Raw genomic sequence first — 15,256 nt, 5'->3', positions numbered from 1 at the left:
TCAGTGCGCGGCAGAAGCGGGGGCGGCGGGCTTGGCCAACTGCGCGGCCGGCTGCGCCGCTGGCGAAGCATCGGGCGCGGGCCGCGCGTCGACATGCTGACCCGGTTGCACCTTCTGCCAGCCGTCGACGATCAGGCGCTCGCCGGGCTTCAGACCACCGCGCACGGTCCAGCGTCCTTCGCCCTGTTCGCCGAGATCGATGTTGCGGCGAACCACGGTGCCGTCGTCGGCGACCAGCGCGACGCTCGCAACGCCGTTGTCGAGCTGCACCGCCCGCTCGGGAATACGGATGCCCTGCAGAGTGCCCGCCGCGATGATGCGCCCGCGCACGAACTGCCCCGGCAACAGCGTGCGGTCCGGATTCGCGAAGCGCGCGCGCACCGTCTGCGTGCCGGTCGATGGATCGATGACGAGATCGGCGAAGTCGAGAAAACCGCGCTCGTTGTAGACCTGGCCGTTGGCGAGGATCAGTTGCACCTCGACGTGCTTCATGCTGGTCGGCTTGCGCGCGCCCGACTGGATCTGCTGCTCGACATCGAGCATCACGGTATTCGACTGCGTGAACACCGCGTTGATCGGCGTCAGCTGATTGACCTGCGTGAGCAGCGTGGCCGCGCCCGCGCTGACGAGCGCGCCTTCGGTGACGAGCGCGCGGCCCGCGCGCCCGGCGATCGGCGTGCGTATGATGCAGCGATCCAGCCGCAGTTGCGCAAGCGCAACCGCGGCTTGCGCATCGGAGACATTGGCCTGAGCCTGCTGCATCGTCGCGAGCGCGGCGTCGTATTCCTGCGCGCTGACCGCATGACGGCCGACGAGCGGCTTGAACCGCTCGACGACCGACGCCGCGTTGTCTCGCACGGCGGTCGCGCGCGTGAGCGCGGCCTGCGCCTGCTGCAACTGCGCGCGATAGTCGCTCGCGTCGATCTGGAAGAGCGGGGCGTTGGCCGGCAGGTCCGTGCCTTCCTGATACAGCGTGCGCTCGACGATGCCATCGACGCGCGCGCGAATCTCGGCGGTGCGCACGGCCTCGATGCGGCCCGGCAACTCGACGACATCGGCGACAGGGGTGGTGGAAACCGTTTCGACCAGCACGGGAACCGGCGGCGGCATCGACGCGGCGGTGGGAGTCTGCGACCGGTCGTTGCAGGCGGCAAGCAGGAACGGCAAACCGGTGATCAGCAGCGATACGGCACGACTACGCAGGCGGAATGCGAAGCAAGGCAAGAGAAACTCCTTTGATCAAGGCAGTCTTTTTTGCGCGTGAGATCGGTGACGGTTTTTCCGGTTTGCGGTCGAATTAACTATTCGGAACGAGTGTGGGCGCGTTAATGCGCGGGAAAATATTTCCGTTGATCCTACCGTGTCTGGGTGGCTTGTCAATTTATTCTTGGTGGTCGCGAGTGGGACCAGGCTTCGCGCTCGCAACCGCGGCACCACGTGGGTCGCCGGATGGAGACGCAGCGCGCATGTCCAAAGAGTCCGGCAGGTTGAATGGCAATCGTCAATTACATGTCAATTGCCATCCAGTAATCGCCGCTATTTAAAGGCATGCAATTGTCACTGAATAACAGTCACGTGCGCTTGCGCTCCGGATGGCGCAACACCGAATGACTGCGGCCGTATGACAGATAAATCGTCATGCCGACCACGAGCCACACGACGAGCCGCAGCCACGTAACGAGCGGCAGGCCGACCATCAGCAGCACGCAGAATAGGATGCCGAGCACTGGCACGACCGGTACGCCGGGCGCCCGGAATGGACGCGCCGCCTCGGAGTCGCTGCGCCGCAGATAGATCACCGCGCCGCACACGAGCACGAATGCGAATAGCGTGCCGATGCTGACCATCTCGCCGAGCACGCCGATCGGCGTCAGCGCAGAGACGATCGCGACGACCGTACCGATCAGGATCTGGCTCAGATAAGGTGTGTGCAGACGCAGATGCACCTTCGCGAAAAAGTGCGGCAACAGACCGTCTTGCGACATCGTGAAGAAGATGCGGCTTTGTCCATAGAGCAGCACGAGTATCACGGTGGTCAGCCCCGTCAACGCGCCGATTTTGATCAGTATCGCGAACCACGTGAGCCCGATCGTGTCGACGCCCTTGGCGATCGGATCGGGAACGTTCAGCTCGGTGTAGGGAACGAGGCCGGTCAGCACGGCGGCGACGAGGATGTACAGCACCGTGCAGATGATCAGCGAGCCGAGAATGCCGATCGGCATGTCGCGCTGCGGCTGTCGCGCCTCCTGCGCGGCGGTGGACACCGCATCGAAGCCGATGAACGCGAAGAACACCACGGCCGAGCCGCGCAGAATGCCGCTCATGCCGAAACTGCCGAACTGCCCGGTATTGGCAGGAATGAACGGATGCCAGTGTTCCGGCTTGATGAAAAACAGGCCGATCGCGATAAACGCGACCACCACGGTCAGCTTGACCGCGACCATCACGTTGTTCAGGCGCGCCGATTCCTTGGTCCCCAACACGAGCAACGTGGTCAGGATCGCGATGATCACCACCGCCGGCAGGTTGACCACGCCGGTGACCGTCGAGCCATCGGCCAGTTTGACGACGGTGCCGGGGGCGGCGGCGAGGGTAGGTGGAATGTCGATACCGACATTGCGCAACAGGCTCACGATATAACCGGACCAGCCGACCGCGACGGTCGCGGCGCCCATCGCGTACTCGAGGATCAGGTCCCAGCCGATGATCCACGCGAAGATTTCGCCGAGCGTCGCATACGTGTACGTGTAGCTGCTGCCGCACACGGGCAGCATCGCCGCGAGCTCCGAATAGCACAGGCCGACGAACGCGCACGCGATGCCGCCCAGGATGAACGACAGCGTGATGGCCGGGCCCGCGAACTGCGCGGCGGCGGTCCCGGTCAGCACGAAGATGCCGGCGCCAATGATCGCGCCGATGCCCATCGCGGTGATACTCGTCGCGCCCAGCGTTTTCGACAGATGGCGGCCTTCTTCGACGTCGGCGCTGGCGACGATCTCAGCGACGGTTTTGCGTGCCATGTAACCGGTATCGGCCATGATGAGTCGTCCCTTTTTCAGTGTTGATTAGGCACGAACCGGTCAGACTGTCATCGGCTCGCGGAGCACGACAAAAACATCCATCGCCGCGCACGGCAACGGTCACGGCAAGTGCGAAGAAAGCGTCTAACGAAAAAAAGTCTGAATTCAGTCTATGCCGGATTAAAAGCAAAGTGAAATCGGCTTGCCTTGGCGGGGCGACAGGGCAGTGGCATGGCTGGCGCGCGCAGCGGGCGTGCTGCGGGCCGATGTGCAATCTCAGCCGATCCGCCCGCGCCGCAGCACGCCGCTCAGGCCGAGCGTGTGACCGGGGTCGTAGTAGTGAATCAGGAGCGTGCGCCGCTGCCCGTTCTGTACGTCGAGGTTCGCATGCTGAAGCGCGAAGCCATTGAATTCGTAGACGCTGCCGGGTTTGACCGGAATGCGCTTGCAGTTGCCGACACGCAGGTCATGCAGGGTATGCCAGCTGCGCCAACTGAGCGGCAGGCTATGCAGGAAGCCATGACGCATCTTGCAGATCAGGTTGGTCAGCGTCGTGACCGACAGGCGCGGCTTGCAATACATCACGAGATCGCCGTTGTGAACGCCGTCGGGTGCGAGCTGAAGCGGAACCAGCAGCGTCAGCAGGTGCGAGTCGTAATGGCGGCAGTGGCTTTCCGCCAGCGAAGTCTTGCTCGCGCAGCGCAGTACGTGGAACGGCTCGGTCGGCAAGTTTGTTTGCCCGATTTTGGCGGCCATCGCGCGCGCATTCGCGCAGATCGACTGCTCGAGTTCGCGAAAGGCCTGAGCGCGACGCAGTATCTCGGCGATTTTCGCGCCGGATTGCGAGCGCGGTGCGGTGGTGTCAAACAGATGGTCGATAAACTGGTTGATTTCGGCGATCGTCTCCTGGGGAATCACGTTATCAAAGGATTTCAAGGCGACGCTTTGATCGATTTGAATCCGATTAGTCTCAGTGTGCCCACGCACGTCTGTCAGGGTGTCCATAGCCCAGATTTCCATTCGTTTTTTTGCTCTACAACCGTAATGAAAAATATTCCCTACTAGCCGCGCACAATGTGCGGCAGCGTACATAAAGCCCTCGGGTGATTGATTCCGATCATTAAATCTGAAGTCGGATTTCTCTGACCGCTTTTCTAAATCACGTTACGAGAATTTGAAAATGGCTGCGACTGCGACGCGATGCGCGCCGGTGTTCACAAACCCGACATCTGCATTTAGCGGAAACACGGCATTTCTATTTGGGACCTACAGAATTTGTCCCCGCCAAGTTCAAACGTCGTGGTACCAGCTAAATAGAAATGTCGGGTTTTTCTCGCTGTTTCCTGTCTTTTTTCAAGGTTTTGGGGTGGGGCGGCGAAGCCGCCCCCCGTCCATCCCTCATTTTTGTGCTGACGTCGAGAATCGCCTGATTAAGGTCGGCGACCTCGATTGCGCGCTGCTTCTTCAGCCCGATCAGCGCCTTCTTGGCCTGGACCTGCTCGCCGCAGTGCGTGCGCGATGGAGAGCCCGCTGCCCGGCGATCGTCGCGGATGGCCTGAACGCGGCGGGCGACTTCCAGTGCGCCCGCGAGGCGCTTGTTCTCAATCTCCGCGCCCTGATCGATATGGGTGATGCGGTCATATTGCCGGTACGGCAGTACCGCGCCGCGAGCCTGCACCTCGATCACGCCATCGGGATACTCGACGACCTCGACATATTCATGCATAAGCGCCCGGCTGGCGGGCGTGTCATCGAGCAGGTACAGCACCCGGTCGTACTGCACCGTCAGCGCATTCGAGATCCTGCGCGGGACACGGTAGGCCAGGATCTGCCGCAGATCCTCGTCGTCGCGCAGCGGCCGGTGTGCATCGTAGTCGCTCCTGGGTGGCTTGCCGAAGCGCCGGTTGAAGTCGGCGATGAAGGAGGGCGCATACGCATTCGCGGCGTCCCGCGTGCTGATGCCGCGCAGCCTCAGCTCCTTGACCAGCCGGTCCTGCAGCGTCTGGTTCGCGCGTTCCACGCGTCCCTTGGCCTGGCTCGTGTTGGCACAGAATGCGTCGATATTGAGCTCATACAGCGCCCGGCCAAACTGGGTGACGCCTTTGCCCGCCGTCTCCGAGCGTTGCTTCACGTAGAAGACGCTGGCCTTGTCGCTGTAGAACGCCACCGGCTTGCCGTGTGCGCCCAGATACTTCGACAGTGCCTCGAAATAGCCGAAGGTCGACTCCGTCGCCGTGAAGTGCAGCGTCATCAGCCGTCCGGTCGCGTCGTCGATGAAGACCAGCAGCGTGCAGGCGGGCGCCCGGTCCTCGAACCAGCGGTGATCGCTGCCGTCGATCTGGATCAGTTCACCGAGGCACGCGCGGCGGTTACGCGGCTGGTACACCTTCGGCGGGCGATCCCTGCGCGGCACCCACAGTCCCGCGGCAATCATCAGCGTGCGCACCGTTTCGACCGCCAGTTCGATGCCATGACATTCCCGCAGCTTCTCGCGCGCCAAGGTCGGCCCGAAATCCGCATAGCGTTCGCGGATCAGCGCCAGCGCCCGCTGCGCCTTGCCAGCAGGCAGCTGGTGGTTGCCTGCACGCCCACGCTTGCCTGACACCAGCCCGGCCACGCCGGCCGCGTCGTAACGCAGCACCAGCCGTTCGATCTGGCGCACGCTCAACCCCAGGCGTTCGGCGGCCTGGCCCGGCTTGAGCCGGGCCTCGGTCACGGCCTGAATAACCTTCAGCCGATCGATCTCACGCATCGTCATCGTGATCGTCCCGGTCGCGTTCATCGCCGGCTCCCTGAGCGGATGTCCGGCAGTCAAATTACCCAGAACACGACATTTCTATTTAGCGGAAACCCGACATTTCTATTTGGGACCTACAGAATTGATGTTGATAATTTATCTTATGTCAAATGCCGTATACGTCGAAGACAGCCACCACTGGGCCACCGACGATGCCCAGTCACGATGGCGAGGCATCCAACGCGCGTCTCCTTCATACCGCAATCGACACCCGGATGCTGGACGGTTCAGTAATCGTCAACAAAACTGCCTCGACAATTTAATCTCGACCTTACCGCGCGCTCAATCAGATCCTTCACGACTTACCACCCTCCACGCGGACCGGGAGATTCCATGCGCGCCATATACCGCAATTAGACAATCGTTAAATCTCTCTTGGCGAACCACGAGAATAAGCTTTCAAGCTAACGCGAATACCGCTGTCGCTGCTCAAGCAGATTTTTAATCGTTGTCTATTGCATTGTGGCTTAGAGACGTTTCGCATATTCTCTCGACCCGCGAGCGTCTCGTCGCGTTCGGAGACTGCGCATGCGCTACGTGCATTTCGACGCGGCGTACGGACACAACGCGTTCGCCGCGTTCCCGTTTGCCTCGGTCTGCGATGCATGTTCGAACACCCGCAGACGCTCGGCATCCGCAATCAGTCGTTTCTTGATCGTCGAGCGTCCCGCCGATCCGAAACCCATCACCTTTTCGTATTCATGCGGCCTGTCGTGCCTGAAACGATTAAAGAAGTCATCACCCGGCAGGCCGTTGTCGAGGCTCATCAGGCAGCCGTAGTCGAGCGACGCGCAATCGCTCAGCGAGCGCGCCGCGTCCGCCAACGCGCAATAACGGCTTTGCAACGGTTCGTCGCGACCGAAAAGCGCGTGCAGTTCCTGATAAGACACGAGTCTCTTGCGCCTGGCGGCACGCAATAGCATCGCGGCGATATCGCGGGTCTTATCCGTGTTCATGTCATTCTCCTTACCGCCTGCTGGCAGATGCCCAATGGCACCGATGAAAGCCCTGCCACCCTCGATCGTTTTATGCGTATTGAGTCATAAGGTGCCCGGCGAAAAAGTATTTCCGGATATTGAGCGACGCAGTCAAATTAAGCAGATGGTTACTGGAGTCGGGATTCCAGCGACACTCTGCGCGAATGTCCCGTTTCCCTATAATCCGCCTAGAAAAGCGCCGCAAAACGGTTTTCAATCTTCAGCACCCATTTTTCGCAGATTTCCAGCGAACACCACCCTACACCGAAAAATGCATTCGAATTGCATTCGCAAAACAGAAATCCACGCATTCAAACGATTCAGTCTTCCGGCATGCCGCGCGCACTGACCAACCCCAGACACCAAGCTCTATGCGGCTTTAGCGGTATTGCGGGCTATCGGCGCGAGCCAAGCCGGCTTGATGTTTTGTTTAAATCAGTTCAATCAGGTTAGCAAACGTGAAATTCAATCGCAAGGAAGATCTTTACGATGGAGAAAGAAAAACATAGCGCGAACGTCATACCCGAGGATTACGTCGTTTTCTATCAGAGGAAAGACGCGATTGATTTTTTATTCTTATAGACACAGCGAGCGAATTTTCGATTATCTGTAAGTGGCGTGGCACTCTTCTCTGTCTACACCGGCAACCGATCGCAGCCCGGTCAGCGACCCAACGGCGGAGTTCTCCAATGCATCGACCGAATGACGATTTACCGACCGTCGCACGGCGTCTCACGGCGGGCAAGAAACTGCTCGACGGCATCGCTGCGGCCGAGGTCGCGAAACAGATGGGAATGGCAAAGACCACCGTCGAACGATATCGCAAGCTATTGGAGCAAGGTGGGCTCGACGCGCTCAGAAACATGAGCGTCGGCGGCCGCCATTCCGCGCTCGCGGTGGCGGATCTGGACTGGTTGGCCGAGGCGCTGAGGGCCTCGCCGCGGGACTATGGCTTCGACTCCGATGGCTGGAGCAATGCGCGCATGCGCGAGTTGATAAGCCGTCAGTTCGGCATTTCTTACTCGCGGGTCTATGTATGGCAACTGGCCACCAGACTTGGCGTGTCTTACCGGCTCGGCCGAAATGCACACTGAACGGCGGCCGCGCCCAGCTAACGCACGCGCGTGCGCATCGGCTCAGGCGCTTTCCCGGACCTTTGGCAGAAACTGCGGCGCGAGTTCGACCTGCGACCATTGGAACGGCAACGCGCCGCCGCTGCGGCGCACTTCGTCCACATGGAACCGCACGAGCCGCTGCGCGCCCGCAAATGCCGCGAGTTCGTCGCCGTCCCAGATGATCTCCGCTCGCACCGCCAGAAAAAGCAGATCGCCGGTTGCGAAGTCGATGGCCAGCAGGCCCGCGCGCGGATCGTGCACGAGGTTGCCGATCGTGTTGAAGAAGCGGTTGCCGCTGTAGTCAGGCGTGGTCAGCGTAGTCGCGTCGTCCACGCGCACGAAGCCCGGTGCGCCGCCGCGATGCGAAACGTCGACACCCTTCCCCACCCCCGCTTCCTCGCTCAGATTCGCACTGGCGATAAAGAGCGTGTCCGCGCTCGCGAGCAATTCGCGGTCGGCACTGGCCAGACGCTCGGCGATCTCGGGCTGCGCGCGCGTTGCGGCCGGGTCCCGATCGATGAAAGACGGCGTACGGCTCTGGATGTACTTCGGGCAATTGCCGAAACTCTGCATGACTTCGAACTGCAACGTGTCGCCTTGCACCGACCGTACGACACCATTCACCCGATTGCGGCGCCGCGTGCGCGGCTCGATGCCCAGCGCACCGATCTGCGCGCCTTCGCGCCACGCCGCGGCGAGCGGGTCGCCCGCCAATGCGCCGCCTTCGATGCGCAGTGTGCGCGCATCCGGTGACGTGACGAAGCCCGGCGAACTCGCGCGTAGCGTCGCCCACGGCTGACCGCTCGCATCGACGCCGCCGATCACGAGGAACGGTTGCGCGGCAAAGAACTCGCGATGCTGCTCCGGCATGAAACGGCGAATGCCCCGACGTCCCATCGACTCCGCCACGTCACGCACACCCGCGCGCTGCTGCGCATCCTGCTCGCCGGCATGAAACGGCGACACGTCGGCTCCCCAGTTATTGAGCGGAATGAACTCGGACATGATCTGACTCCCTTGCAAGATCTGAAGCGGCTCCAACTGCGTATCACGCCGCCAGCAAACCCGCCTTCGTCGACGGCATCGCGATGAAACGTGGCAATGCCTCCACGCGACTCAGCCATGCACGAATGTTCGGATACGGCTGCAATGACACACCGCCCTCGGGTGCATGAGCGATATACGTATGCGCGGCGATATCGGCGATCGTCACGTGCGCGCCGGCCACGAACGGCTTGCCGGCAAGCTCCGCGTCGATCACGTCGAACAGCTTGACGGCGATCTGCTTTGCTCGCTCGTGGTCGAGCGGCGCGCCGAATACGGTAACGAGCCGCGCCGCGCACGGCCCGTATGCGATCTGGCCCGCCGCGAGCGACAGCCAGCGCTGCACCGCCGCGGCGCCGAGCGGATCGTCCGGCAGCCACGACGCATCGCCATAGCGCTTCGCCAGATAGACGAGAATCGCATTCGAATCGAACAGCGTCAGTTCGCCGTCCTGAATCGTCGGCACCTGACCGAACGGGTTCAGCGCGAGGTACTCGGGCTTGCGGTTCTCGCCCGCCTTCATGTCCAGCTCGACCACCTCGAACGGCAGATCGAGCAGCGACAGAAACAGCTTCACGCGATGACCGTGGCCTGACAGCCGTGTCGTATAGAGCTTGATAGGCTGGGCGGGTCGGGTGGCGGACATGGAGGTCTCCGGACAGGTTGAATGACACGCCCAGCATAGGGCGTAGGCACTGTCGCGCGGAAGCCCGATAATCCGGGAAACACAGTCAAGCGAGAATGGACAATCGATCATGGCCGATGTGCGCAACGTCAACCTGAACCGCCTCGCGATCTTCGTCGCGGTCATCGACGCGGGCTCGCTGAGCGCCGCCGCGACTCGGCTCGGACTCGCGAAGACGATGGTCAGCACGCACATGCAGCGGCTCGAGGCGGAGGTCGGCGCGAGCCTGCTGGTGCGCACCACGCGGCGGCTCGGCGTCACCGAGGCGGGCCGCGCGTTCTACGAGGCGAGCGTGAAAATTCTGCGCGCCACCGAGGATGCGCTGAACGCGCTCGGCGGAGAAACCTCGCCGGTGCGCGGCACGCTGCGCGTCAGCGCGCCGAACGACTACGGCGCGCTCGTCGTCACGCCCGCTCTGGTCGAATTGCGCCGCACGCACGCGCAGCTCGACGTAGAGCTGCTGAGCAGTGACCGCTACGTCGATCTGATTGCCGACGGCATCGACGTCGCGATCCGGCTTGGTCGTCTCGCGGATTCGAACTATCGCGCGGTGAAGCTCGGCAGCTTCGTCAAGTGGCTCGTCGCGAGTCCCGAGTTCCTGCGCACGTGGGGCGTGCCGAACACGCCGGCCGCGCTGGAGACGCTGCCCTATTGCGCGTTGTCGGTGCTGCCGCATCCGTTGACGCTCGATCTGCGGCACGTCGACGGTAAAACCGCGAGCGTGCGCTGCGCGTCCGCGCTGCGTGTCAACACGGCCGATGCCTGCCGGGCGGCGACGCTCGCGGGCGGCGGCATCGGTCTGCTGACGGATTTTTCGATCGCGGACGACGTCGCGGCGGGACGGCTGATCCGGCTGCTGCCCGAATGGGCAACCGCGCCGGCGAGCATCCAGGCCGTGTTTCCGCCGACGAGTCACCCGCCGGCGAAAGTCCGCGCGCTGATCGAGACGCTGAAGCGAAGGCTCGGGGCGGACCCTGCGGACTAGTGCGGCAGATCCTCCTGGCGTTCCCATTCCAGCGCAACGGCGGTTAGCTTCTATCCCCGCGATCGCCCGATTTGCTCTACTGCGACGATGCGCGCCGCGCCCCGCGGCCTCGCCTGATCGTCAATGTGGAGAGCTCATGTCCGCCATTTCCCGTCCTGCTCAAGGGGTCCTCACCGTCGCGTGTCCGAGCGCGGCGGGCCAGGTTGCCGCCGTCGCCGGCTTTCTCGAACGGCATCGTTGCTATGTCGACGAACTGACCGTATTCGACGACGAACTCAGCGAGCGCTTTTTCGTGCGCTGCGTGTTTCACCACGTCGATCGCGACGACGCGCTGCAGCTCGCCACGCTCAAGCAGGAATTCGCGCCGATCGCCGAACGCTTCCGGATGACGTGGGCGATCCACGATCTGTCGGTGCGGCCGAAGGTCCTGATCATGGTGTCCAAACTCGAACACTGCCTCGCCGATCTGCTGTTTCGCTGGCGCATGGGCGAGCTGAAGATGGACATCGTCGGCATTGGCTCGAATCATCGCGATCTCGAACCGCTCGCGCGTCAGCACGGCCTGCCGTTCCATCACCTGCCGATTACCGCCGACACGAAGCCGCAACAGGAAGCGCAACTTCTCGAACTGTTCGAATCGTCCGGCGCCGAGCTGCTGATTCTCGCGCGCTACATGCAGATCCTGTCCGCCGAAACGAGCCGCGCGCTCGCCGGGCGCGCGATCAATATCCATCATTCGTTCCTGCCCGGGTTCAAAGGGGCGAAACCGTATCATCAGGCCCATGCGCGCGGCGTCAAGGTGATCGGCGCCACCGCCCATTTCGTTACCGACGATCTCGACGAAGGTCCGATCATCGAGCAGGGAGTCGAACCCGTCGATCACTCGTACAGCCCCGAACGGCTGCTGACGACCGGACGCGACGTCGAATGCATTACGCTCGCGCGCGCGGTGAAGGCGTTCGTCGAGCGGCGCGTGTTCATCAACGGCGAGCGCACCGTCGTGCTGAGGTAAACAGAAAACGCCGCTGAAAAGCGGCGTTTCATCAGGCTGCGCCAACGCTTGCCGGCTTACTTCACCCAGCTATCCACCCGATCCGAGTGCGCGCTGACCCAGGCGTCGGCGGCCGCGGCCGGCTTTTCGCCGTTCTGCGTGGCCAGCATCACCGCGTCGATTTCGCCCGGCTTCCATTGGAACTTCTTCAGGAACGCGACCACGGTCGGTGCTTTTTTCTCGAGCTCCGGATTCACCACGCTATCGACGTGCTCCGCTTCACCGAACACCTTCTTCGGATCGTCGAGGAATTTCAGCTTGTACTTCGCGAACATCCAGTGCGGCTTCCAGCCGGTCACGATGATCGGCTTGCTGGCCGCCTCCGAGCGCGCCAGTTCGGCGGTCATCGCGCTCCCGGAACTCGGCATCAGCTGATAGTCGAGCCCATAGGCCTTGATCGCCTCGCTGGTTTTCTGCATCACGCCAGCCCCAGCGTCGATGCCGACGATGCGCGCGCCGAATTCCGCCTTCTTCGCCTGCAGATCGCCAACGCTCTTCACGTCCACGTTGTCCGGCACGATCAGCCCGATCTTCGCGTCGTTGAAGTTCGGCCCGAGGTCGACCACCTTGTCCTTGAAGTTGTTCCAGTACGCGCCGTGCGTGACCGGCAGCCACGCGGACAGCGTCGCGTCGAGATCGCCGCGCGCCACACCCTGCCACATCACGCCGGCCGCGACCGGCACCAGCTGCACCTGATAACCGAGGCGCTTTTCGATCACCTCGGCGGCCACGTTCGACGTCGCAACGCTATCGTCCCAGCCCTCCACGTAACCGATCTTGATGGTCGGCTTCGAATCGGCCGACACGCCCGCACTGACCGCCGCCAGCATCACCCCCAACGCGCTTGCCACCACTACCTTTCCGATCAGTCTCATCGACGTTCTCCCGTTGATACATTTGCCCATTGACGCGTTTGCCATCGAACCGCAGATCGCGCATTTAGAATCGCCAACCAGAATTGCCGGGTAGCGTTGTTTTGCGACATGCAGTTGTCCACATGCGACTTCCACGCAAATCCGCGCAGTATTTGCCGTGTTCTTGTGGTGTTGTCAGTCGTATTACTTGTCGACGACGAGATCGCTCAGCGGCCTGCTACAGCACAGCAGCACCATGCCCTGATCGATCTCGCGCTGACGGATACCGCCCGCGTGCTTCATCGCCACTTCGCCCGACACGAGCTTCACCTTGCAGGTGCCACACATGCCTTGGGTGCACGACGCCGGCAGCCGCACGCCCGCCTGCTTCGCCGCTTCGAGCACATGCTGGCCGGCGCCGCACTCGATCTCGCGATGACTGCGCGTAAAGCTCACCTTGTAGCGTGTTCCGGTTTCGACCGGCGCCGCCGGCGCTTCGCGCAGCGCGTCCGCGACCTGCGCTTCGGTCAATTGCGCGGCCACCTCGCTGACGGTCTCGAACGAGAAGCTTTCCTCGTGATAGTGCTGGCGGTCGAAGCCGCCCTCGTCGAGCAGTTTGCGCACCGCTTGCATATACGGCGCGGGGCCGCAGGTGAAAATTTCCCGCTCCAGAAAATCCGGTGCAATCAGCTTCAGCAGCGGCAGCGTCAGAAAGCCGGTGATGCCGGGCCAATTGGTGCGCGCGCCCACGCGCTCACAAACGAACGCTGTGCGGAAATGCGCCTGATTCGCGGCGATCAGATCGAGCTCGCGCGCGAAGATGATGTCGTCCGGCGTGCGCGCGCTATGCACGAAGACGATATCGCTGTCCTCGCCGAGTTCATGATGCGTGCGGCTCATCGACATCAGCGGCGTGATGCCCGAGCCCGCCGACAAAAACAGGAACTTGCGCGCCGGATGCCGCGCGCAGGTGAACTCACCGGCAGGCCCCAGCACGCGCACCTGCATGCCCGCATGCAGATTGTCGTGGAGCCAGTTGGACACCGGGCCGCCCGGCACGCGCTTCACGGTGATCGAAATCGTATGGGGCCGCGTGGGCGGCGACGAGATCGTATAGCAGCGATTGACCCGCTCGCCGTCGATCTCCAGCTCCAGCGTAATGAACTGCCCCGGCTCGAACACGAACGCCCGGCCGGATGGCGCGCGGAAGAAGAAACTCTTCACGTCGTGCGTTTCGCTGCGAACCTGGCAGCACTCCAGCGTGTCGTCGGAATCACTGCTCCAGCGCGCCGGCAGCGCATCCCAGAAGCGCGGCTGCGTGACGCGGCTCGCCGCGCCGGCTGGATTCTGTGAAGTCTGCTCGATGTCCGGTTGAAACATGGCCTGATCGCGCATCATGGTTGTCCCCCCGCTCGTCATTGCGGTGTTGCACTCAGCGCGCGAACGACACGACTTTCTCGTCGTGCGCTGCTCGCGGGTTCGCGTCGTAATCCGCGAGACGGCCGATATACCATTCGCAGAACTTTTCGACGAGTCCTTCGGTGAACGGCGAATACGGACCCGGCTCATACGCGCTGCTCGTCGCGCCGCGCTGCGAATATTCGACGAGCGCGCGATCCTGGTCGTTGGTCGCGCGCCACACGGCGGTCAGATTGTCGACGTCGTAATCGATGCCTTCGCGCGCGTCCTTGTGCACGAGCCATTTCGTGCGCACCAGCGTCTTGCCGGCCGACAGCGGAATCACCGAGAAACTGACGATATGGTCGCTCATGAAGTGATGCCACGAATTCGGCTGGGTCCAGAACGACAAGCCGCCGAGATCGGCCTCCTTGAAACCGCCGAGCAGTTTCTTCGAGGCGACCTTCGCGTCGAGCGTCTGCGATTCGCCGTCGCGATCGAGCGGCAGACGTTGCGTGCGAAACCCGGTGACCAGATCGGCGAGGCGCTCGATTTCCGCCGATGGCAACTGCATCGCCTCCCATTGCGCGGTGCGGCGCGCGACCGTCGCCTCGAACGCGGCCATGCCCTCCTCGTTCGCCGGTGTGCGCTGATAACCGAAGCCGTATTCGTACAGCGAGATGGTCAGCTCAGGATGGTTCGCGACGCAGTGATAGCACTCGCGATTGTTCTCCATCGTCAGCTTCCAGTTGCCCTCCTCGATGATGTCGATCGACGCGGCGATCTTGCAGCCGGCCAGATTGTGCGGCAACAGATACGGTTCCATTGCGGCGCGCATCACGGAAAAATCGGCGGGCGGCTGCTCGGCGAGGCAGATGAAAATCAGTCCGGCGAGATTCTCGACATGCACCGCTTTCAGGCTATGTTTGCAGCGGTCGAACTGTTCGCCCATGTGCTCAGCGAACATCAGGTCGCCGTTCAGGCTGTAGGTCCAGCTGTGATACGGACAGACGATATTGCCGAGCGAGCCCTTGCCGGTATTGCACAGACGCGCGCCGCGATGGCGGCAGACGTTATGAAACGCGCGCACCTGCATGTCGTCGTCGCGCACGATCAGGATCGAGTCGTTGCCGATCTCGACCGTCACGTAGTCGCCGGGCTCGGGCACGTCGGGCTCGACCGCGACCTGAATCCAGTGCTGGCGGAAAATCGCGTCGATATCGAGCGCGAATATTTCCTCGCTCGTATAGAACGGCGCTTCCAGCGTGTAATTCTGCTTGCGGCGTTCGATCATTGCGCGAACGTCTGCGGAAACTTTCATTGTGTGCTC

The 15,256-nt window shown here is 62.4% G+C and carries 12 protein-coding genes and 1 pseudogene; 3 read left to right on the top strand and 10 right to left on the bottom strand.

Features of this window, described 5'->3' with window-relative positions:
* From AB3X95_RS20730 to AB3X95_RS20710, 5 genes are all read right to left on the bottom strand, one after another.
* Complete coding sequence (locus tag AB3X95_RS20730) at positions 1 to 1,224, bottom strand: efflux RND transporter periplasmic adaptor subunit (RefSeq protein WP_176125744.1); 1,224 nt, start codon at positions 1,222 to 1,224, stop codon at positions 1 to 3.
* Positions 1,225 to 1,571: 347 nt separating this feature from the next.
* Positions 1,572 to 3,038: an amino acid permease gene (locus AB3X95_RS20725; protein WP_368622419.1), complete on the bottom strand. Its 1,467-nt coding sequence runs from the start codon at positions 3,036 to 3,038 to the stop codon at positions 1,572 to 1,574.
* Positions 3,039 to 3,296: 258 nt separating this feature from the next.
* The gene (locus tag AB3X95_RS20720; protein ID WP_254906113.1) at positions 3,297 to 4,112 is read right to left on the bottom strand and encodes a hypothetical protein; all 816 of its coding nucleotides are present in this window, start codon (positions 4,110 to 4,112) and stop codon (positions 3,297 to 3,299) included.
* 217 nt (positions 4,113 to 4,329) lie between these two features.
* Entirely contained in the window at positions 4,330 to 5,778 is a 1,449-nt protein-coding gene (locus AB3X95_RS20715) for an ISNCY family transposase (protein ID WP_255215407.1), read from the bottom strand.
* 572 nt (positions 5,779 to 6,350) lie between these two features.
* The gene (locus AB3X95_RS20710; protein ID WP_368622418.1) at positions 6,351 to 6,773 is read right to left on the bottom strand and encodes a hypothetical protein; all 423 of its coding nucleotides are present in this window, start codon (positions 6,771 to 6,773) and stop codon (positions 6,351 to 6,353) included.
* Positions 6,774 to 7,483: 710 nt separating this feature from the next.
* Between AB3X95_RS20710 and AB3X95_RS20705 the strand changes: the two genes are divergently transcribed.
* Positions 7,484 to 7,888 (top strand): helix-turn-helix domain-containing protein, encoded by a 405-nt coding sequence (locus tag AB3X95_RS20705; RefSeq protein WP_176105912.1) that lies wholly within the window; start codon positions 7,484 to 7,486, stop codon positions 7,886 to 7,888.
* 69 nt (positions 7,889 to 7,957) lie between these two features.
* On the opposite strand, the pseudogene AB3X95_RS20700 reads toward AB3X95_RS20705, so the two are convergent.
* Positions 7,958 to 8,914: pseudogene (locus tag AB3X95_RS20700) on the bottom strand (pyridoxamine 5'-phosphate oxidase family protein); the annotation flags it as partial.
* A 43-nt stretch (positions 8,915 to 8,957) separates the two neighbouring features.
* The gene (locus tag AB3X95_RS20695; RefSeq protein WP_176125348.1) at positions 8,958 to 9,599 is read right to left on the bottom strand and encodes a glutathione S-transferase family protein; all 642 of its coding nucleotides are present in this window, start codon (positions 9,597 to 9,599) and stop codon (positions 8,958 to 8,960) included.
* 109 nt (positions 9,600 to 9,708) lie between these two features.
* Here AB3X95_RS20695 and AB3X95_RS20690 point away from each other — a divergent pair, with 109 nt between their 5' ends.
* Complete coding sequence (locus AB3X95_RS20690) at positions 9,709 to 10,623, top strand: LysR family transcriptional regulator (protein WP_368622417.1); 915 nt, start codon at positions 9,709 to 9,711, stop codon at positions 10,621 to 10,623.
* 136 nt (positions 10,624 to 10,759) lie between these two features.
* Positions 10,760 to 11,635 (top strand): formyltetrahydrofolate deformylase, encoded by an 876-nt coding sequence (gene purU / locus AB3X95_RS20685; RefSeq protein ID WP_176125347.1) that lies wholly within the window; start codon positions 10,760 to 10,762, stop codon positions 11,633 to 11,635.
* A 56-nt stretch (positions 11,636 to 11,691) separates the two neighbouring features.
* On the opposite strand, the gene AB3X95_RS20680 is transcribed toward purU, so the two are convergent.
* The 3 genes from AB3X95_RS20680 to AB3X95_RS20670 all read right to left on the bottom strand — a co-directional run bounded on the left by AB3X95_RS20680 (position 11,692) and on the right by AB3X95_RS20670 (position 15,247).
* Positions 11,692 to 12,549, bottom strand: coding sequence for a glycine betaine ABC transporter substrate-binding protein (locus tag AB3X95_RS20680; protein WP_176381446.1), 858 nt, complete (start codon positions 12,547 to 12,549; stop codon positions 11,692 to 11,694).
* 183 nt (positions 12,550 to 12,732) lie between these two features.
* Complete coding sequence (locus AB3X95_RS20675; protein WP_368622416.1) at positions 12,733 to 13,926, bottom strand: 2Fe-2S iron-sulfur cluster-binding protein; 1,194 nt, start codon at positions 13,924 to 13,926, stop codon at positions 12,733 to 12,735.
* A 34-nt stretch (positions 13,927 to 13,960) separates the two neighbouring features.
* Positions 13,961 to 15,247 (bottom strand): SRPBCC family protein, encoded by a 1,287-nt coding sequence (locus AB3X95_RS20670; protein ID WP_368622415.1) that lies wholly within the window; start codon positions 15,245 to 15,247, stop codon positions 13,961 to 13,963.
* Between the last annotated feature and the right edge of the window lie 9 nt (positions 15,248 to 15,256).

The organism is Paraburkholderia sp. BR13444 (assembly GCF_040948755.1).
GTDB lineage: Bacteria > Pseudomonadota > Gammaproteobacteria > Burkholderiales > Burkholderiaceae > Paraburkholderia > Paraburkholderia youngii.
This window is presented reverse-complemented; position numbering and strand designations above follow the sequence as displayed.